Genomic DNA, 19,368 nt, shown 5'->3' with positions numbered 1-19,368 from the left:
TGACTATTCACTCATTATCATCATTGTACAAGAAGGTTTTAAGAAATACCATAAAAAAAGAACCGCGGATCATCCCGCGGTTCAAACTTACTCTTCTTCGATCAATCCTTTTTCAATTAAGAATTCACGTGCAACGTCGCTTGCCACTTCCTGATCGACATCCACTTTCGCGTTCATCGCAAGCATTTCTTCTTCCGTAATTTGACCAGCTAGCCCGTTCAGCACTTCTTCCAATTCCGGATATTCTTCCAGGGCTTCTAGGCGGACAACCGGTGCCGCGTCGTATTTCGGAAAGAAGGATAGATCATCTTCCGTCGTCTCTAAATCAAATAATCCAATCCGGCTATCCGTTGTAAACGCCGGAATAACATCTACATCTCCGTTTTTCACAGCTTCGTACATGATGGCCGGATCAAAACTTTCTGTAGCTGAAAATTCGAATGGATACGTGGCAATCATGTCATCATAGCCATCGCCTTGGCGTTCATAGAACGGATGCGGTGCACCGAAAGACATTTCTTCCGTCTTAGAAATTTCAGCAAGGTCCGAATAGGTGGCCGCATCATAGCCGCTGTCTTTTGAGAAAGCTAATGTATAGCCATTTTCAAAGCCCAGCGGTTCAAGCCATGTTGCATCCAAAGTTTCTTCATAACCTTTTCGTACGCGATCTAGCACTTCTTCAGATGACTGGCCCGAAACTGCTTCTTCTTTTAACACATCTTTTAATCCAGTACCTGTATATTCGACATACAAATCAATATCGCCTTTTTCGAGAGCCGGCGTTAAGATTGATACTTCGCCGAGTCCGTCTTCATACTCTACCGTGTATTCAGAATTCGCTTCAATATACTGCCCGAGAATATGCGGGAGAATATACTGCTCCGTCCACGGCTTCCCGCCAATAACAATCGGCTCGCTTTCAGACGATCCTGAGCTGCAGCCAGCTAGTACGGCAGAAGTGAGCAAGGCCATTCCTAATAAAGATTTCTTCATCAATGATTCCCCCTAAAGTTTAAGGCCTTTCGGCGTTGTTCTTTTTTCAATCCATTTTAGTATCAAATCAAAACCGATGGCCAAAAGCGCAACCGGCAATGCGCCAGCAAGTACCAAGGAATTGTTATAGGACTGCAGCCCTCGGTAAATGATGTCCCCGAGCCCGCCTGCTCCGACAAAAGTTGCCAGCGTGGCAATTCCTACTGTCAATACAGTCGCTGTCCGGATGCCCGCCATAATGAAAGGCAATGCGAGCGGCAACTCGATTTGCCGAAGAATTTGCGTTCGCGTCATCCCCATGCCGCGCCCTGCTTCAATAACAGAACCGTCGACTCCGGTAATCCCCGTATACGTATTCCGCAAGATTGGCAGCAGCGCATAAATAATAAGTGCGATAAGAGCTGTCGGCGAGCCAATGCCAAGCAACGGCACCAGAAACCCGAATAGCGCCAAACTCGGGATGGTTTGAAAAATAGCCGTCACGGCAATAATCGGTTCTGCGAACCGCCGATATCTCGCAATCAAAATTCCGGTAGGCAAAGCGATGGCGATACCTATGGCCACGGCAATGAAAGACAGGTAAATATGTTCCAGAAAGGCCGTTTGGATCATATCTTGGCGGCTGACTAAAGTATCAAAGAAATTCATCAAACCAATTCACCTTCTTCTTTTAACAAAGCCGCTTTCAATAATTCCCGTTCACTGGCATAAACACGGCGGTTGTGACCTACACGGATGGCCAAGTGAGATTGACCGCTCTTTTCCAGCACCTCAAAAGCTTCTTTTACTGAGATGGTGCCGGATACTTCCTGGATATCGTCTGGCCCATCTTCTTTAAACAAGCTGACGAACTCGCTTAAGTTCTTATCTCCAAATGGCCGTTGCCGTTGTATCCGCTCGACGCCGATGAAATTGCGCACAAAATCATTTGCAGGATTGCCCAATATTTCCGCAGGCGAGCCGACTTGCTCCACTTGCCCTTTACGCATCACAATAATGGTATCTGCTATTTTCAGCGCTTCATCCATATCATGGGTAACAAAGACGATCGTTTTTTGGATGGTCTGCTGCAGATTCCGAAGTTCATCCTGCAGCTGCTCACGGCTGATCGGATCAAGTGCCGAAAAAGGTTCATCCATTAAAATGATATTCGGATCTCCTGCAAGCGCCCGGACCACACCGACACGCTGCTGTTGGCCGCCGCTCAATTCCAGCGGATAGCGCTCAAGATACGTGTCGGGATCCAGTCCCGTCAATTCCATCAATTCTTGGATCCTCGAAGCTATTTTTTCTTTTGGCCAGCCTAAAAGCTTAGGGACTAGCGAAGCATTTTCTTTAATGGTCATGTGTGGAAACAAGCCGATGCGCTGAATGACATAGCCGATTTTCCGACGAAGCTCAACTTCTTCCAAATCGGTTATCGGCTTTTCATCAATGTATATTTCGCCTTGCGTAGGCTTTTCAAGTTTATTGACCATCTTCATCAGCGTCGTTTTTCCGCATCCACTCGGTCCGATAATAGCGGTCAATTGATGGGACGGAAAAGTTAAACTGACTTTTTTCAACGCTTCCGTTCCATCCGGAAACTGTTTTGTGACTCCTTCAAAACGGATCATTGCATCCGCTCCTTTCTCTTCAACAAACACCACCTACTTCTTTACCCTTAAGTCGAACGAGTTATTCTCGCGTTTCCGCTTTATAAAAATAAAAAAATCCTCCTGATAACTTTGGAGGATTCGATAAATGCACCCGTCTGATTGCCAATGCAGATTCCCCGAAATTAAGTCGACCCTAAATTTCAACCGTCTCTATCTGGACCTTTGGTTGTTCTGATTGCCAAGAGCAGGAAGCTTTATTCGTCAGCGGATTCTTCTATGATCAAGTGCACTGGATTCGCGATTTGCTCATAGCCGATTTCTTGGTAGATTTTATTGGAAGTCGGATTTTTCAAATCGGTGTAAAGCATGGCAAAATCATATTCGTTCAACAGTTCTTCCGTCACTTCTGCCACAAGCGTTCTTGCAAAGCTTTTGCGGCGGTGCTCTTTCGGCGTGAATACAAATGAGACGGTGATCCCTTTTTTAGAAGGGCGTGATTTCTTCATGCAGGAAACCATTTCCCCTTCCACTTCCCACACATAAATTTCTTTGCCTTCGATAAAGGAAGCGATTTTGCGGCTGGCTTCTACTGCGGAAGAAACGCCAATCCCTGTTTCTTCTTCAAACAGCAAATACCATTCTTCCAATCGCGCCGAATCTTTTCTGTTCGCTACCCGCCAAGTGCCCAGACTTTTAGAAAGCTCTGGATTAACCGAATCGGTTCGGTAAAGCCCTTGATCCATGAATACACGGGCCTGTCCGCCTTTTTTCTCAGTCCATGCATCGGCAAAATTCCAAGCCGTTTCTTGGTCTCCTATGACTGCATCCACTTCAATCCCGAGATTCAGCAGATGACGAGCCACCCACTTCTCGATGCCAGGCGACTCTCTCAATACGATGAGCTGCAAGGGATGCGGAGGCGTCATCAAACAAACTGCCGCAACTTTCCCGTCTTCTTCTGCAGTGGCCAATAAATATTCTTCATACTTCCCTTCTTTTATCTGATTAAGAATCCCCAAAAACAAGCTATGCACGTCTTCACGCTGATAAAGCGGACCTTCGACTTTATTTGCAAAAGCAATCGGCTCCGTCCAAACAATCCATTCCATTTCCCTCACTCATTTCTTTTCACGTCTCTGTTTTACTCTGTTCTATAATGTATTAGCCATAATAGTGAAAATCCCTTTTTTTCGTCCGGAATTTTTCAAATCCGCCGCTTTCTTTGCAGCAATAAAAAAATAGCCTGAACCGGATTGACGGTTCAGGCTACGCAAAAATCATTCCAATTCCACTTGTTTCGTCTCTACGCCCAAGAAAGCTACAGCCAAAGCACCGATGATGATGGAAACACAGAAAATACCGAAAATCCATTCGATGCCGTATCCCGCAGTCAACATAGAACCGACCAATAACGGGCCTAAAATCCCGCCGACGCGCCCGAATGATGCAGCCATTCCCGTTCCCGTCCGCGGATGACCGTCGGATACTGTTCCGGGGAGTAAGCATAGAGCGCTCCCCAAGCACCTAAATTGAAGAATGACAAAAACGCACCTGCGGCTAACAGCATACCGACAGTTTCAGCATTGCCGAAGACGAGCGCACTGGCAGCCGTACCGATTAAATACGTGACAAGCACAAATTTACGGCCGATTTTTTCAATCAGCCAAGCGGCAGAGAAATAGCCCGGCAACTGAGCCAACGTCATAATCAAGACGTAACCGAAACTCTGGATTAAAGTGAATCCTTTTAATACCATGACGCTCGGCAACCACAAAAACATTCCGTAATAAGAAAAGACGACTGTAAACCAGACTATCCAAAGCATCAATGTCGGTTTCCGATATTTCTTGGACCATACGTCTTTAATATTGGTTGAAATGGACCGCAGCACATCTTTTTTCGCCGAAAACTGCGGCGAATCCGGAAGGTTGATGCGCAGGTAAAGCGCATATAATGCAGGCAATGCAGTCAGCAACAACGCAATGCGCCAGCCATATGAAGGAATGACGAAATAAGAGATCAATGCTGCAAGCAGCCAACCCGCTGCCCAAAAACTTTCCAGCAGCACAACGACCCTTCCCCGTTCTTTTGCTGGCACACTTTCAGATACGAGCGTAGAAGCAACCGGCAATTCGCCGCCTAGGCCCATTCCCACAAAGAAACGCAAAATCATGAAAGCAGCGAGCGTCGTCGTAAGCGCCGAGATTCCGCTTGCCAATGAAAAGAGCAATAAAGTAATGATAAATATCTTTTTGCGGCCGACCCGGTCAGCGTAGATGCCGAATACAAAAGCACCAACCGCCATTCCGATTGAGTTGACGCTGCCGATCCAGCCCATTTGAGCAGTGGTCAAACCCCAATCTTCGTGCAGCGCGGCGATGACGAACGATAGGATCCCTACATCCATCGCATCGAAAAGCCAGCCTAAACCTGCAACGCCCAGTAATTTATTTCTTGAAATAGGCGCTGTATTTTTTTCACTTATCGTAGCCATTTGAACTCCCCTTGTCTTTACACATGTATACTACTGTCTTTACACAGTAACTATACCGTTTATCCATAGAAGTGACAAGGATCTTTAAAAAGTCCAACTTTTCAATTTATTCAACTTCCATTGCCGCTATTGCTTGCAATGATGGCTGCATTGATACTTGAATACATGGCCGCTTGCTGAGCTTGCATAAGCATTTCAAGCGACGTCGAAAAAGTGACGGCTGAGACTTCCTGCGCTTCAATAATATCTTTCATCCCGAATTGGACAGCCGTTGTAAACGCTAAATCTTTATACCACTTGAATGATTTTGTTTTTTCCAGCCGGCGAGTGCCTTCGATAATCTCTTTCAATATCTGGCCATCCGCTTCTGCAACTGCCAAAATTCCTAAAATCGGGTATTGCGGACCCCTGATTTTCAATTTCTCATTCTGGAAGAAATCCCGGATGGCAACGACGCGCCCAACAATATCCGGGCGGTAAGCGGGTGAATTGAATGTCATGATTTGCGAAAGCCATTGAAGGTCGTTGCCCATATAAAATCCATGCTCACGCAAATCTTTGTAATAGGCATTCATGGTAGCTGCCCGTTCTTTAATATCCCCTTCTAAACGCCCGAGCAGCACCGCATAAGGAATATCTTCCTGTGATGTCAGGAATTTATGATGCAGTTTCATTTCTTCGTGCAGTAGTTTTGCCCTTTCCGCTTCTCCTGGATTCTGTACAATCATGGCCGCGATATAGGTATAAGGCGAACGCCGGAAACCAGCTGCATTCAATTCATCTTGCCAAGCATTGATTTTCTTCAATCCTTCTTCCGGCGACTCCTCCTGCAAAGTGAGAAAAGCGGCCGCAATATGATGCATATACGACTTCAAGGGTGATGCCCAGCCTTCATTTTTCTTGATGATCTTCGAACTTTCCATATGGCCTTTTTCATCAAAATCTTTTTCTTGAACCAAATAAAAATTAGCGACAGCAATGGCAATCCGTTTATCGACTGACCAATCAAGCGCTTTCGAAACTTCAGCTACTGTTCCTTCAATTTTCTCGATGTCCATAAAAACGCCTCCTTTTCTCAACATACGAGATCAGGAGGCGTAAAGTTTCATTTATACGATCAAAACTAGGCTGATTGCCATAACGGCCATTCCAGCCACCAAGCCATAAATAGAAAGATGGGCTTCATCGTAGCGTTTAGCTGCCGGAAGCAACTCATCTAATGAGATGAAGACCATGATGCCAGCTACCCCCGCAAAAATAAGTCCGAATAGCGTATCGCTCAAGAAAGGCATTAAAATCAGCCAAGCCGCGATTGCACCGACCGGCTCAGAGATTCCGGAAAGAAAACTGTACTGGAATGCTTTTTTCCGGCTTCCGGTTGCATAATAAATCGGCACCGATACAGCGATCCCTTCTGGAATATTGTGGATAGCCACCGCTATCGCAATGGCCACACCTAAAGTCGGGTCTTGTATAGCCGACATGAATGTCGCAATTCCTTCCGGGAAATTGTGAATACCGATGGCGAGCGCCGTAAAGATTCCCATTTTCCGCAAACGCGCATATTCATCGTTCGTTGGACCATCGTCCATATCCTCGACCGTTTTGACTTCATGCGGATTCCCCAACTGCGGCAAGATCCGGTCCAAGACCGCCATAAAAATCATACCGCCGAAAAACCCGACCAAGGTCAACCAATAGCCCGTACTTTCGCCATGGGCATTCGTCAAGGAATCTTTGGCTTTCACAAAGATTTCGATTAAAGATACGTAAATCATGACTCCCGCTGAAAAACCAAGGGAGACAGATAAGAATTTTGTATTCGTTCTAGATGCAAAAAAAGCGATTAAACTTCCTATCCCGGTTGCTAACCCAGCAAGCAGAGTTAATCCAAGCGCAAATAACACCGCACTATCCATACTCCCAACGTCCTTCCATACAAATTGAATAGGGTAATTGTACGTTAAATGTTTCCTTAATGCAACATTTTTCAACTAAGAAAGATTTCCCATTATTCCTATTAATGAATCATGCAGAATTTGAGCGTCGAATTAACCCAAGTCATTTCATGCGCAATAATTCTCCAAGCTTCTTCCAGTCCTCGTCTTTCAGCACTCGTACGGGTGGATTATAAAAAACGCTGGCAGGATGAAAGGTTGGAAAGACATGATAAGTTTCTTCCGTTTCCACAAATCGCTGGCCGCCTTCGTCCCATTTTAAAATCGGCGTTTCCATCAATACGCCATGTAGTTGAGTCACTTTAGCATCCGGGCCGATCAGGCGCTGCAATCCGATATTCCCAAGAGTCACAATGATAGGCGGTGCCACATCCCTTATTTCCGCATCAAGCAGCGGAGCATGCGCTATAATTTCTTTCTTCTTCGGCGCACGGTTGTATTTTCTCTCTGTAATCCGTCCATCCCGTTCCTTTTTCTTTCCCCATTTATAAGGGCGGCTCCGGACTGCACTTGTTATGTAGACATCTTCCCTTTCCAAACCAACGCTCCTTAAAGAAGCCATCAGCTCTTTGCCTGCTCTTCCGGTAAAAGGAATGCCGGTTTCCAGTTCATTTTCTCCCGGCGCTTCTCCGACGAGCATTAAAGCCGGATGATCCGGCCCCCGCCCACGGACAAACCCCTCTACTGGAAATCCTTTAATCCTTTCGATTCCAAGTTCGACCAACTCATCAGCTAATTTATACATTTCGCCACTCCATTCGGATAAAAATTAGTTTAATGTTAGGTTTACTAACATTAATTAAAATAAAAGCTTGCATTGTCAGAATATATTGTTTAATATGTTAACAAACCTAACATCGAAAAAATGTTAGAAACTTTGTATCAAGGAGGAGATAAAATGAAAAAGATTGAAACGATCATCCGCCCTTCCGTTTTCGCCAATGTCCGCCAAGCGCTGGCTCTTGAAGGCATCGATGGATTAAGCGTCACTGAAATCGCTGGAATCGGCAAACAAGAAGGCCGAGTCGGACTTTTCAGAGGGAACGCTTATACCATGGAATTCTCTCCGAAACTCAAACTTGAAATGGTCGTCGACGATTCAAAAGTCGAAAATATTGTAGAGGCACTGCTTGAGTATGCTTCGACCGGCGAAGTCGGAGACGGCAAAATCTTCATCCTGCCTGTTGAAGAAGCCATACGGATCAGAACGAAAGAACGCGGCGTTGTCGCGGTCGGATAAGGGGGAATTCAAATGGAAGCAGTACAAAGTTCAGTCGATATGATGTGGGTGATGCTTGGCACCATCTTAGTATTCTTTATGCACGCCGGGTTCGCGATGCTTGAAACCGGATTTACCCGTTCTAAAAACACACTCAATATTTTAATGAAAAACTTGATCACGGTAGCCCTTGGCTCTATCCTTTATTTTTTCGTCGGATTTGCACTTATGTTTGGGACTTCAAGTTTCGGGCTTATCGGAACAGACGGATTTTTACTCAGCGGGCGTGAAGATATCGGATTCTTCGTCTTCCAAGCTGTTTTTGCTGCTACTTGTGCAACAATCATTTCAGGAGCAGTCGCTGAACGCATGAGATTAGGCGCTTATATCTTGGTCACTGTAGCGATGACAGCTGTCATCTACCCGATTGTCGGACATTGGGTATGGGGCGGCGGCTGGTTGTCCCAAATCGGATTTATCGACTTTGCCGGATCGACGGTTGTCCACTTGACCGGAGCAACTGCCGCATTCATCACCGCTTGGAAACTCGGTCCCCGCATCGGAAAATACAGCGGGAAAATTGTCAATTCAATTCCCGGCCACAACTTGCCGCTCGGCGCACTTGGTGTGTTCATCCTGTGGCTCGGCTGGTTCGGCTTCAACGGCGGCAGCACACTTGCCGCTGACCCTGAACTTGTGCCGCCCGTCATTCTAAACACATTGCTCGCAGCTTCTGCAGCTGTTTTATCTACAGCAGTCTATACCCGTTTCCGCTACGGCCGAATCGACCCTTCTTTGACGATGAACGGTGCGCTCGCCGGGCTCGTCGGGATTACAGCAGGTGCAGCCAACGTCTCGTTCATTGGTGCCATTGCCATCGGCCTTTTGGCAGGCATCATCATGACAGAAGCCGTTCGCTTGCTCGATTCTAAAATCCGGGTGGATGATCCGGTCGGCGCCGTTGCTGTCCACGGCGTAGCTGGCATCTGGGGAACCCTCGCTCTTGGTTTCTTTGACACAACAGGCGGCTTATTGTACGGCGGCGGCGCAGAAATATTAGGGATTCAAACAGTCGGCATCCTCGCGGTCATCGCTTGGACTTCCGTCACTGCTGGAATTGTCCTATTTGCTGTAAATGCCGTTGTCCCGCTTCGCGTCACAGCAGAAGATGAAGAAAGCGGACTCGATTTTTCAGAACACGGTTCTCAAGCTTATGCCATGCAAGATGTTTTGAGCGGCACTTCCCCAATCACCGAAAGTTTTGCAGAGCGGCTTAATCAGCTCGGAAAGCATAGCGTTGCACAAAAAAATTCATAACGCTTTAACAAAAAAGCTGGCGCGAAAATTCGCAGCCAGCTTTTTTATGTTCTATTGTTTTTCTTAAGAGCCCGGAGCCTCGATTCATACCAAATGGCCACTGCGATAAACCATGTGTATCCGGCAAACCAGCCTGCCAAGACATCTGAAAAATAATGTTCACTGCCAGCTACCCTGGAAAGCCCGATGCTCAGAATCAATCCAATCGCGATGATCCAGACAATCCACCTCACTGTCTTGGAAAGCCCATTCTCCGCAATGAAATACGCTGCAGTAAAAAGGTAAAGCAATCCCACCATTGCATGCCCTGAGGGAAAGCTGAAACTTTCGAGGCCATGAGGAAAATCCGGCCGCTCTCTTTCAAAAAGATGCTTCAGCAATTGATTTAGCGCATTTCCTGCTCCTACTGATAAAACGACAAAAAGCATGGCCCTATAATTTCGCTGCGACAGCCAAAGGTATAAGAGCAGCGCGATACTAACCGCAAAAATTACCCATTGGTCACCGAGCAGTGACATTCCGTCTAGCACTCTCATATCTTTAAGGTATTGCGACATCGTCCGGTCAATTTCCCGGAAAGGTTCACTGGAATAACTGAAAAGGATTGCAAAAAAGCCGAGTAAAGTCGCCATTCCGAGCGGATAAAACAAACGCTTCATGGTCCCTCACCTCCCTTTCTTTCTTATCATCAATGATAGTCGTTTTACTCGCTCGTGCAAAATTAAAACCCCTGGCAACTTTCGCTGCTAGGGGTTTTCTCATCCATTTTGTTCTTGTAATTTCAAAACGCCATCCACCATTTTATAGACCTTATCGCAATACTCGACCAACCGGATGTCATGGGTCACGACAATAGTCGTCGTTTTTTTATTTTTCGTTTCGTTTTTTAATAGCTGCATCACTTCATATGCGCGGTCCGAATCTAAAGACGCCGTCGGTTCATCCGCTAAAATAATCGAAGGATTGCTGTATAGCGCTTTCGCAATTGCTACACGCTGCCGTTCCCCGCCGGATAAATCCGATGGGTATTTATTGCGGAGGTCCGCAATCCCAAGATCGTCGTAAAGCTGTTCCAGCTCTTGCTTGTTCATATTATCCTTTTTCACTTTATCCAAGAGCTTCATTTGCTTATCCACCGTTAAAAAAGGGATTAAGTTCGAAGCTTGGAGAATGAAGCCGATTTCTTTCAGGCGAACTTTGGACAACTCTTTTTCATTTAGGGAAGCAATATTTTTCTCATTGATGAAGATATCTCCACTGGTCGGCGACAACAAACCGCCTGCTATCGTTAAAAATGTACTTTTCCCAGAACCCGATGGGCCGATGACGGCAATCAACTCGCCTCTTTCAGCCTGAAAGTCCGTTTTCTTAAGGGCGTCCACTTTTTTATGGCCGCTGCCGAATGTTTTGTTGATTTGGTTCATTTCCAATACTGCCATTTGTTTAGCCTCCAATTGCTTTCAATGGATCGATTTTGACAATCGTCAATACAGAGAACACGGCTCCGATGACCGCCACAGCCACTAAGACCACTCCGTAAATCAGCATGGTCGGGATTGCAAACGCAACCGGTACAGCTGCCGGCAGGAATGCACCTGTCACAAGAGTAAGGATAAGCCCAATCGCTACCCCGATAGCGGCTAAGATGAATGTTTGGGCTACGACCGATCGCGCCAAGTAGCCGCTTGGAATTCCTTGCGCTTTCATCACGCCGAACATGCTGATTTTCTGCACCGTTAGAACGTACAGGAAAATCGCAACAATCACGGATGAGATGCCGAACAAAAAGTAAATCATGAAATTCAACGTCAAACTTTGCGCCGTATAGCCTGGCAAGTTTTCAATGAACGTTTCTGACTCGATGGCTTCCAGCTCGCTATTATCCGTAATAGCTGCTATGTCATCCGTGCGTACGACCACTCCGTTGATTTGGTCTTTATTCGCTTCAGCTGCTTCACCGAATTTCACACGTTGAAAAGTAGCTAAATCTCCGTAAAGAACCGGTGCTGCGTTAAAGCGGGCATCTTCTGTAAAGCCGACAATCGTCAGTTTTTCATCGGTAGAAGACAATTCCAGTTCATCGCCTAAAGCAAAGCCGTCTTCTTTGATGGTGTCGCTCGCAATCACTTCATTGTCTGCCGAAAAACCCTCGCCTTCCGATACTTCCGGCATGATGAATTCATCTTCACGAATGCCGAAAAGAGATATGTTGGCTTTTTGGTCATCTGTGCGGGCAATGGTGTTGATCTGGCCAAGAACTGCCGTCTCATCAGCATTCATAGCCTCTGCTTCATCAATTGTCATCGTTGAAGCCACTAAGCTTTTATCCGATTCTTCGGTTAGGACAATTGCAGAAGCATCCCATTTGTCCACCGCTTCCCGGTTCAAACTAGCCAATCCGTTGGCAAGCCCTGATAAAAAGAACACAAGATAAGCAACTAGCATTAAAACACCGATGATCAAGGTGAATCTAAGTTTATTTTTTTGAATTTCGTTCCAAGCTAAAAACATCTTTCCACTTCCTATTATTTAATATGTAAAACACTTTCACAAACTACCCAATAAGTTGTACAAAACCTATACATTTATTATATACCCATTCCTTCGATTTTAACCGTCTTTTTGAAAATAAAAAAAGACAAACCTGTGACAGTCTGTCTTCGCTTCTATTATTACATGACATGGTAGGTGCTTTGTTCTACTTGGATGATGTGCTCGGGCTTCGGTTTACCGATCTGCGCTTTATGTCCAGCGATGTGGTCGGGATGCTTCTCCCAATTTTTCCAGTCCGTCTCGGATTCCCAGCGCACATACAAAATGACCTCCTCATCGCCACGGCGAATATTTTTCTTCAAAATCGTCCGGTCGATAAACCCTGGCTGTTCAGCCAATTTGTTCTTGCCGGCGAAACGATTAAGCACAAGATCAGATGTTCCTTCCTTCACCATAAAACGCTTCATTTGTACAAACATTTTCAACTCTCCATTCCTAATTGCTGTATTTTATAAAACAACACTCAGCGGAAGCAGCCCGCTGAGTGTTGTTTGCCTTTTCATTCAGTTGAAGCACCCGGTTCCGCGAATGCTTCAACCGTTCTTGCTGTACAGCTCCAACGGCCAGGCCCTCGAGGCCTTACCGGCCATTTTCGCTTTTCTTACTCAAATGCTGATTGGATGTCTGCTACCATTTGGCTGACCGATTGCAATCCGCCACCTGATAGGTACCAGAAGTCTGGATCCAAGTAGATGATTTTGTCGTTTTGGTAAGCCGTTGTTTTTTGCACTAATTCGTTTTCAAGTGAATCTTTTGCACTTGCATCATTTCCTACTGCCGCATTGCGGTCAACTACGAACATCATGTCCGGGTTTGTTTCCAAGATGTATTCGAACGAAATGCTCTGGCCGTGAGTTGAAGCTTCGATGCCTTCGTCCGCTTGTTTTACACCGAATACGTCGTGGATGATTCCGAAGCGTGAAGCTGCTCCGTACGCACTTACTTTTCCTTCATTCGCAAGAACGATCAATGCTTTTTCATCTGTAACGCTTGTTTTCAAGTCTTCGATTTGCGTATCGATTGCCGCTAGTTCTTCTTTCACTTGGTCTTCTTTACTGAAGATTTCTCCAAGTGTGTTCATGTTTTGAGTGAAAGAATCCATGTATTTCGTTGTATCTACACCCATATGAATAGTTGGAGCGATGTCAGCAAATTCTTCATACATAGCAGCCTGGCGTCCAGAGATGATGATCAAGTCTGGATCTAATGCGTGGATTGCTTCGAAATCAGCTTCTTTTAATGTACCGACGTTCTCGTATTTCTCAGCGTCATTGTATTTTTCCAAATAAGTCGGAACGTTTCCTTGAGGAACTCCAGCTACAGCTTCAATTCCTAATTTATCCATTGAATCAAGAACACCAAAGTCAAAAACCACTACTTTTTCAGGGTTTTTATCGAATGTCGTTTCGCCTAGTTCGTGTTTCACTGTTACCGTTTCAGTTTCCGCTTCTTTTGTATCCGCCTCAGCAGAGTTTGCATCTGTTGCTTCGTCAGAACCGCAAGCTGCAAGGAAAGCAACCATCATCAATGTAAATGCTATTAGTAACCATTTTTTCATCTTTATTCGAGCTCCTCTTTTTTAAGAATTGAAGTATACGCAAATCCGGCAATTATCCAATTGCTGAATCGGAATATCCATATCATAGATTTCTTTCAATGCTGCACTTTGAATAATTTCTTCTGTCGGTCCGTCTTTCACGACTCTTCCGTTTTTCAAAGCCACGATTCGGTCGGAGTAGACAGAAGCAAAGTTGATGTCGTGCAAAACGATAATGACGGTCTTGCCCAGTTCATCGACCAGGCGGCGAAGGATTTTCATGATTTGGACGGAATGCTTCATGTCCAGGTTATTCAACGGTTCATCAAGCAGAACGTAATCCGTATCTTGCGCAATAACCATGGCGATAAAGGCACGTTGGCGCTGTCCGCCGGATAATTCATCCATATAGGAATTTTCCAGTTCCTTCAAATCCATGTATTCGATCGCTTGATCGACCATTTTCTCATCTTCATCATTCAACCGGCCTTTTGAATAAGGAAAGCGGCCAAAAGAAACCAGTTCGCGGATTGTCAAACGGACATTCATGAAGTTCGACTGCTTTAGGATAGAGACACGTTTGGAGAACTCATTGGACTTCAATTTTTTCGTGTTCATCGAATCAATCAGCACTTCTCCTGTATCTGCATCCAATAGCCGGCTGACCATTGAAAGAAGCGTGGATTTCCCGCGCCGTTTGGTCCGATAAAGGACGTGATCTGGCCGCGTTGAATATCAACTGAAACATTTTCCACCACTTGCTTTTTACCGTATAACTTTGTCAGTTCGCGAACTTGGATCAATTAGATCGACTCTCCTTTAATAGTAAATAAATGAAGTAAACTCCACCGATGAAGTTAATGATGACACTTAAGGTAGTATTGAATGTGAACACACGCTCCACTACCCATTGGCCGCCCACTAACGCAACAATACTAATGACAGCAGCACCGAGAATGACAACCGAATGTTTATAGCTTTTAAAGAATTGATACGATAGATTCGCAACGATCAAACCGAAGAACGTAATCGGTCCGACAAGAGCTGTTGCAATGGCAATCAAAACTGCAGCTAATACGAGCATCTTTTTAACAAGTGCATCGTAGTCGACACCAAGATTGACTGACGTATCACGCCCAAGCGACAGCACATCCAAGGATGAATTATGTCTCCAGGCAAAAATGATCAATACCGCAATGACGATGACCGAAAGCCAAACCAGATCCGAATTGACGTTGTTGAAGCTCGCAAACATCTGATCCTGGACAATTTGGAATTCGTTCGGATCAATCAGCACTTGCAGGAACGTCGAGATGCTTCCGAAAAACGTCCCGCAAATGATTCCAATTAATAGAAGAAAGTAAATCGGCTGATTGTTTTTTCTAAAGAGCAGATGATAGAACAACAAAGCGAAAACGACCATCGCTGCGATTGATAAAACAAAATTGACTTGCTTGTTCATAATGGTGATATGATCTGATCCCAAGAAAAAGATCAGCAGCGTTTGAAGCATCATGTAAAGTGAATCCAAGCCCATGATGCTCGGAGTCAGGATCCGGTTATGCGTGATGGTTTGGAAAACCACGGTTGCATAAGCGATCGCAACTCCGGTAAGAACCATAGCGAACACTTTCACGCCGCGTCTTGGCAAGGCGTAATCGAAACTCCCGTTTAAGTCTTGGAACAGGTAGACGCCGCAAGCCGCTAATGCCAAACCGATCAGTATGAGCATCTTATGTAGATCACGCATAGGCTTTCCTCCTAAACAGAAGGAAGAGGAAAATAAAGCTTCCGATGACACCGACCATTAAACTGATGGAAATTTCATACGGGTAAATTAATACTCTTCCTAAAATATCGCATGCCAGCAAGAAAATGGCCCCAAGCATCGCCGTATGCGGCAATGTTTTTTGAAGGTGGTCACCTTTGAAAATTGAAACGATGTTCGGGATGATCAATCCGAGAAACGGGATCATGCCGACCGTCAGGACGACAGTCGCTGTGATCAATGCCACGAGCACCAGTCCGATATTCACGACGCTGCGGTATTTCAACCCCAGATTCTTCGAGAAATCTTCCCCCATTCCAGCCACTGTAAAGCGATTCGCGTAAACATAGGCAATGATAAAGACCGGAACACTGATGTAGAGGAGTTCATAACTCCCTTTCATGATCATTGAGAAATCTCCTTGCAGCCATGCTGACATGTTCTGGATTACATCCGCTTTATAAGCGAAGAACGTCGTAATGGAAGAAAGGATATTCCCGAACATCAATCCGACTAACGGAATGAATATAGCATCTTTGAATTTGATGCGGTCAAGAATTTGCATAAACAGAAAAGTTCCGGCAAGTGCAAAAGCGAATGCCACTGTCATTTTCTCAAGCATCGATGCATTGGCAAACAATAGCATCGAGACGAGAATCCCCAGTCGAGTAGCATCGAGTGTACCTGCCGTCGTCGGAGACACAAATTTATTGCGGCTCAATTGCTGCATGATGAGTCCTGCCATACTCATTCCTGCACCCGCCAACAATATAGCGACCAACCTTGGCAGACGGCTGATCAAGAAAATCTGCGTTTCCTCCGATTGGAAGTCAAACAGATCGACGATGCTGATACTGCTGACTCCGACAAACAGCGAAATAACAGACAGTATGATCAGTGCTGGTATTAAATAACGTTTTTTCATAGCTGTCCCTCATCCGTGTTCAATAAAACTATTGATTAATTCGAGAGTGATAATCATTATCACTTACTCACAAGTTTTAGTATAGCAGTTTGATGAGAAGAGTCAACGAATAATTGAGAATTATTTTCATTTAGATGAGAAAGTCTCATTTAATAAGTGATCTTTTCCCTTTGTATTCTGCTTTTCAATGACTAATCTATCTTAAAACAACAAAAAAACTGCAGAATGGCTAGTTTCCTACCATTCTGCAGCTCATATGATGAATTAAATTTCTTGCGCTTGCTCGATAACTTCTGCCGGTACTGTGATTGAGTCAATCTCATCGTATTTGCTGTACTCAGAGTCAACTACTGATTTGATATTCATCGACTCCCCTTCAATTTCCATATCCAGGTCCATATCGATGTTAATGACGCTTGGCAAGAATGTTTCTTTATCAATGAAGATTTCATAAGCTACTTCATTGATTGTCATGCCTTCCAAAACAGTTTGCACTTCCATATCCATTTGTCCAAGCATCTGCTCCATCTGCTCGCCGATCAATTCTTGATACTCTTCACCTGAAGCGTTCAATTTCAATACATAATCATCCGCAGTCTGTTCGAATGTAAAATCATCTTTGAAAGCTTCCAGCTCTTCCATTTGTTTAGACGGATCCGCTGTTTGTTGATCCATCATTGTCTGCAGCTGTTCCATTTCAGTTGATGGCATTTTCATCCACGTTTCCATCGTTGGTTCGAACATATACATGCCTTCTTCTGTGTAATACATTTCCATCGTCATCGGAGGCATGTCGCCCATCTCTTCAGAGTTCATTTTTGTTTCGCCAGTTTGGTAGAATGCCATTGGCTCCATTGTCATATCCATGGAAATATCAGAAACCGTTTCAATTTCCATCCCTGCTGATTCCACTGTCATCATTTGGCTGGTTACCATATCGGCATGCAAGCTGTTGATTTCTTCAGAAGCTTCATTTGTTTTTGTAAAAACTTCCTCTAAAGTCAAGTCACTGTCTGCCCCTTTTTCTCCTTCACTGCCTGCTGCCGGTTCTGCCGTATCACCGCATGCAGCCAGTCCTAGCGTCAAAATTCCTGCGCCCATTGCCATTGCCCATTTTCTCAAAATAATCATCCTTTCAGTTTCGTCTTACCTAATGATACGATGCTCAATGGAAAAAGTTTCAATATTTATTTCGAATTTTGAAATTGTATTCGTTTATTTGCAGTTTATCGCTTATACTTTTGTTTATGGTCAAGTAGAAACTTCATGAGGAGACTTCGCAATGAGATTAAAAAACTTTTTTAAATACTATAAGCCGCATAAGCGATTATTTGTCATCGACTTTTCCAGTGCTGTCATTGTCGCTATTCTGGAATTGGCTTTTCCAGTAGCAGTCCAATGGTTTATCGATGACCTTTTGCCAAGCGGCGAATGGAACAGCATCGTCACAGTCAGCATCCTATTGCTCGCTGTTTTTGTACTCAGCACATTCCTGCAGTATGTGGTCAGTTACCTCGGCCATAAACTCGGCATCAATATCGAAACGGATATGCGGGAAGAATTATTCACGCATGTCCAGCGCCAGTCTTTCCGTTTCTTCGATAATGTAAAAACCGGCCATGTCATGAGCCGCATTACGAATGATCTGTTTGATATCGGAGAGCTCGCTCACCATGGTCCGGAAGATTTCTTTATTGCCATCATGACGTTCTTTGGCGCTTTCGGCATCATGTTCTGGATCAATCCACAGCTTGCGCTCGTGACATTGATCGTCATTCCGTTCCTGATTTGGCTCATCACTTACTGCAACATTAAGATGAACACCGCTTGGAGCAATATGTACGGCAAAATTGCTGACGTTAACGGACGCGTAGAAGACAGCGTCTCCGGAGCTCGGGTAGTCCAGTCTTTCACGAATGAAGAATTTGAAATCAGCCGCTTCAAAAATGACAATGGTCGCTTCCGTTTAGCGAAACTTGTCGCTTATAAAGTCATGGCTGCGACACATTCAAGCATTTATATGATGACTCGGCTTTTAACGTTGATCGTCCTTGTCTACGGTGCATGGCTGAATTACCAAGGCCAGCTTTCATACGGTGAATTGGTCAGTTTCGTCTTGTTCTTGAACGTTCTCATTAAGCCGATTGATAAAATCAGCGCCTTATTGGAACTGTATCCGAAAGGGATGGCAGGGTTTGGCCGCTTTCAGGAATTGCTCGAGCAGCAGCCGGACATTCTCGACCGTAAAGATGCAATGGAAGTAAACGGGTTAAGAGGCGATATCGTCTTTGACGATGTCCATTTCGGCTACGATGACCACAAACAAGTATTGAATGGCATCAATCTTCAATTGCGCGCAGGCGAAACGATAGCCTTCGTCGGCCCTTCAGGCGCCGGAAAAACGACAATTTGTTCGTTGATCCCCCGCTTCTATGATATTCAAGAAGGAAGCATCTCGATTGATGGCATCGATATCCGCGATATGACCAAGCATTCGCTTCGTTCACATATCGGCATTGTCCAACAAGATGTATTCTTGTTCACTGGCACGATACGCGAGAATATCGCTTACGGACGACGTGATGCAAGCGATGAAGAAATTTTAGCAGCAGCGAGAAAAGCCCATTTGGAAGACTTCGTTAACAAGCTTCCTCAAGGCTATGAAACGCAGATCGGTGAACGCGGACTGAAGCTTTCCGGCGGCCAAAAGCAGCGTCTTGCGATTGCCCGCATGTTCTTGAAAAATCCGCCTATCCTCATTTTGGATGAAGCCACATCTGCTCTCGATACCGAGACAGAACGCGTCATCCAAGAAGCTCTTACGGAACTGGCTGAAAACCGCACGACATTGGTTATTGCCCACCGTTTGGCGACCATCCGCGACGCTGACCGGGTCATTGTCGTCACAGAAGACGGAATTGCCGAACAAGGCGGATACGCCGAATTGATCGAACGAAATGGGATTTTCGCCAATCTTCACCGCATCCAATTCCAGCAATCCTAAAG

The 19,368-nt window shown here is 45.1% G+C and carries 18 protein-coding genes and 2 pseudogenes; 3 read left to right on the top strand and 17 right to left on the bottom strand.

The window, feature by feature from the left end; translation table 11 throughout:
- Nucleotides 1-87: 87 nt before the first annotated feature.
- The 8 genes and pseudogenes from L0M13_RS02305 to L0M13_RS02270 form a co-directional block, all read right to left on the bottom strand.
- Complete coding sequence (locus L0M13_RS02305) at nt 88-993, bottom strand: glycine betaine ABC transporter substrate-binding protein (RefSeq protein WP_235198135.1); 906 nt, start codon at nt 991-993, stop codon at nt 88-90.
- Nucleotides 994-1,005: 12 nt separating this feature from the next.
- The gene (locus tag L0M13_RS02300; RefSeq protein ID WP_235198134.1) at nt 1,006-1,641 is read right to left on the bottom strand and encodes an ABC transporter permease; all 636 of its coding nucleotides are present in this window, start codon (nt 1,639-1,641) and stop codon (nt 1,006-1,008) included.
- On the bottom strand, nt 1,641-2,609 hold the full coding sequence (locus L0M13_RS02295; protein ID WP_235198133.1) for an ABC transporter ATP-binding protein: 969 nt from the start codon (nt 2,607-2,609) through the stop codon (nt 1,641-1,643). The genes L0M13_RS02300 and L0M13_RS02295 overlap by 1 nt, the downstream gene beginning before the upstream one ends.
- Before the next feature lie 236 nt (nt 2,610-2,845).
- Complete coding sequence (locus L0M13_RS02290; RefSeq protein ID WP_235198132.1) at nt 2,846-3,700, bottom strand: GNAT family N-acetyltransferase; 855 nt, start codon at nt 3,698-3,700, stop codon at nt 2,846-2,848.
- A 168-nt stretch (nt 3,701-3,868) separates the two neighbouring features.
- Nucleotides 3,869-5,085 (bottom strand): annotated as a pseudogene (locus L0M13_RS02285) (MFS transporter).
- Nucleotides 5,086-5,195: 110 nt separating this feature from the next.
- Complete coding sequence (locus L0M13_RS02280; protein WP_235198131.1) at nt 5,196-6,143, bottom strand: DUF4003 family protein; 948 nt, start codon at nt 6,141-6,143, stop codon at nt 5,196-5,198.
- 51 nt (nt 6,144-6,194) lie between these two features.
- On the bottom strand, nt 6,195-7,004 hold the full coding sequence (gene zupT / locus L0M13_RS02275; protein ID WP_235198130.1) for a zinc transporter ZupT: 810 nt from the start codon (nt 7,002-7,004) through the stop codon (nt 6,195-6,197).
- Nucleotides 7,005-7,146: 142 nt separating this feature from the next.
- The gene (locus tag L0M13_RS02270; RefSeq protein WP_235198129.1) at nt 7,147-7,788 is read right to left on the bottom strand and encodes a uracil-DNA glycosylase; all 642 of its coding nucleotides are present in this window, start codon (nt 7,786-7,788) and stop codon (nt 7,147-7,149) included.
- A gap of 153 nt (nt 7,789-7,941) precedes the next feature.
- Here L0M13_RS02270 and L0M13_RS02265 point away from each other — a divergent pair, with 153 nt between their 5' ends.
- Together L0M13_RS02265 and L0M13_RS02260 are read left to right on the top strand one after the other, a co-directional pair.
- Nucleotides 7,942-8,283, top strand: coding sequence for a P-II family nitrogen regulator (locus L0M13_RS02265; protein WP_235198128.1), 342 nt, complete (start codon nt 7,942-7,944; stop codon nt 8,281-8,283).
- Nucleotides 8,284-8,295: 12 nt separating this feature from the next.
- Entirely contained in the window at nt 8,296-9,579 is a 1,284-nt protein-coding gene (locus tag L0M13_RS02260; RefSeq protein ID WP_235198127.1) for an ammonium transporter, read from the top strand.
- A 44-nt stretch (nt 9,580-9,623) separates the two neighbouring features.
- On the opposite strand, the gene L0M13_RS02255 is transcribed toward L0M13_RS02260, so the two are convergent.
- The 9 genes and pseudogenes from L0M13_RS02255 to L0M13_RS02215 form a co-directional block, all read right to left on the bottom strand.
- Nucleotides 9,624-10,238, bottom strand: coding sequence for a phosphatase PAP2 family protein (locus L0M13_RS02255; protein ID WP_235198126.1), 615 nt, complete (start codon nt 10,236-10,238; stop codon nt 9,624-9,626).
- A 99-nt stretch (nt 10,239-10,337) separates the two neighbouring features.
- The gene (locus L0M13_RS02250) at nt 10,338-11,018 is read right to left on the bottom strand and encodes an ABC transporter ATP-binding protein (protein WP_235198125.1); all 681 of its coding nucleotides are present in this window, start codon (nt 11,016-11,018) and stop codon (nt 10,338-10,340) included.
- A gap of 4 nt (nt 11,019-11,022) precedes the next feature.
- Nucleotides 11,023-12,090 (bottom strand): ABC transporter permease, encoded by a 1,068-nt coding sequence (locus tag L0M13_RS02245; RefSeq protein WP_235198124.1) that lies wholly within the window; start codon nt 12,088-12,090, stop codon nt 11,023-11,025.
- Nucleotides 12,091-12,251: 161 nt separating this feature from the next.
- The gene (locus L0M13_RS02240) at nt 12,252-12,551 is read right to left on the bottom strand and encodes an antibiotic biosynthesis monooxygenase family protein (protein ID WP_235198123.1); all 300 of its coding nucleotides are present in this window, start codon (nt 12,549-12,551) and stop codon (nt 12,252-12,254) included.
- A 182-nt stretch (nt 12,552-12,733) separates the two neighbouring features.
- Entirely contained in the window at nt 12,734-13,690 is a 957-nt protein-coding gene (locus tag L0M13_RS02235; RefSeq protein WP_235198122.1) for a siderophore ABC transporter substrate-binding protein, read from the bottom strand.
- A gap of 21 nt (nt 13,691-13,711) precedes the next feature.
- Nucleotides 13,712-14,472, bottom strand: a pseudogene (locus L0M13_RS02230) (ABC transporter ATP-binding protein).
- Nucleotides 14,469-15,419: an iron chelate uptake ABC transporter family permease subunit gene (locus L0M13_RS02225; RefSeq protein WP_235198121.1), complete on the bottom strand. Its 951-nt coding sequence runs from the start codon at nt 15,417-15,419 to the stop codon at nt 14,469-14,471. The pseudogene L0M13_RS02230 and the gene L0M13_RS02225 overlap by 4 nt, the downstream one beginning before the upstream one ends.
- Nucleotides 15,412-16,362: an ABC transporter permease gene (locus L0M13_RS02220; protein ID WP_235198120.1), complete on the bottom strand. Its 951-nt coding sequence runs from the start codon at nt 16,360-16,362 to the stop codon at nt 15,412-15,414. The genes L0M13_RS02225 and L0M13_RS02220 overlap by 8 nt, the downstream gene beginning before the upstream one ends.
- Nucleotides 16,363-16,626: 264 nt before the next feature.
- A complete protein-coding gene (locus L0M13_RS02215) occupies nt 16,627-17,484 on the bottom strand; it encodes a DUF6612 family protein (protein ID WP_235198119.1) in 858 nt (285 codons plus the stop codon).
- Nucleotides 17,485-17,644: 160 nt separating this feature from the next.
- On the opposite strand from L0M13_RS02215, the gene L0M13_RS02210 reads away from it, so the two are divergent.
- The gene (locus L0M13_RS02210; protein WP_235198118.1) at nt 17,645-19,366 is read left to right on the top strand and encodes an ABC transporter ATP-binding protein; all 1,722 of its coding nucleotides are present in this window, start codon (nt 17,645-17,647) and stop codon (nt 19,364-19,366) included.
- Nucleotides 19,367-19,368: the final 2 nt, after the last annotated feature.

This window comes from Planococcus sp. 107-1 (genome assembly GCF_021513255.1).
Lineage (GTDB): Bacteria > Bacillota > Bacilli > Bacillales_A > Planococcaceae > Planococcus.
This window is presented reverse-complemented; position numbering and strand designations above follow the sequence as displayed.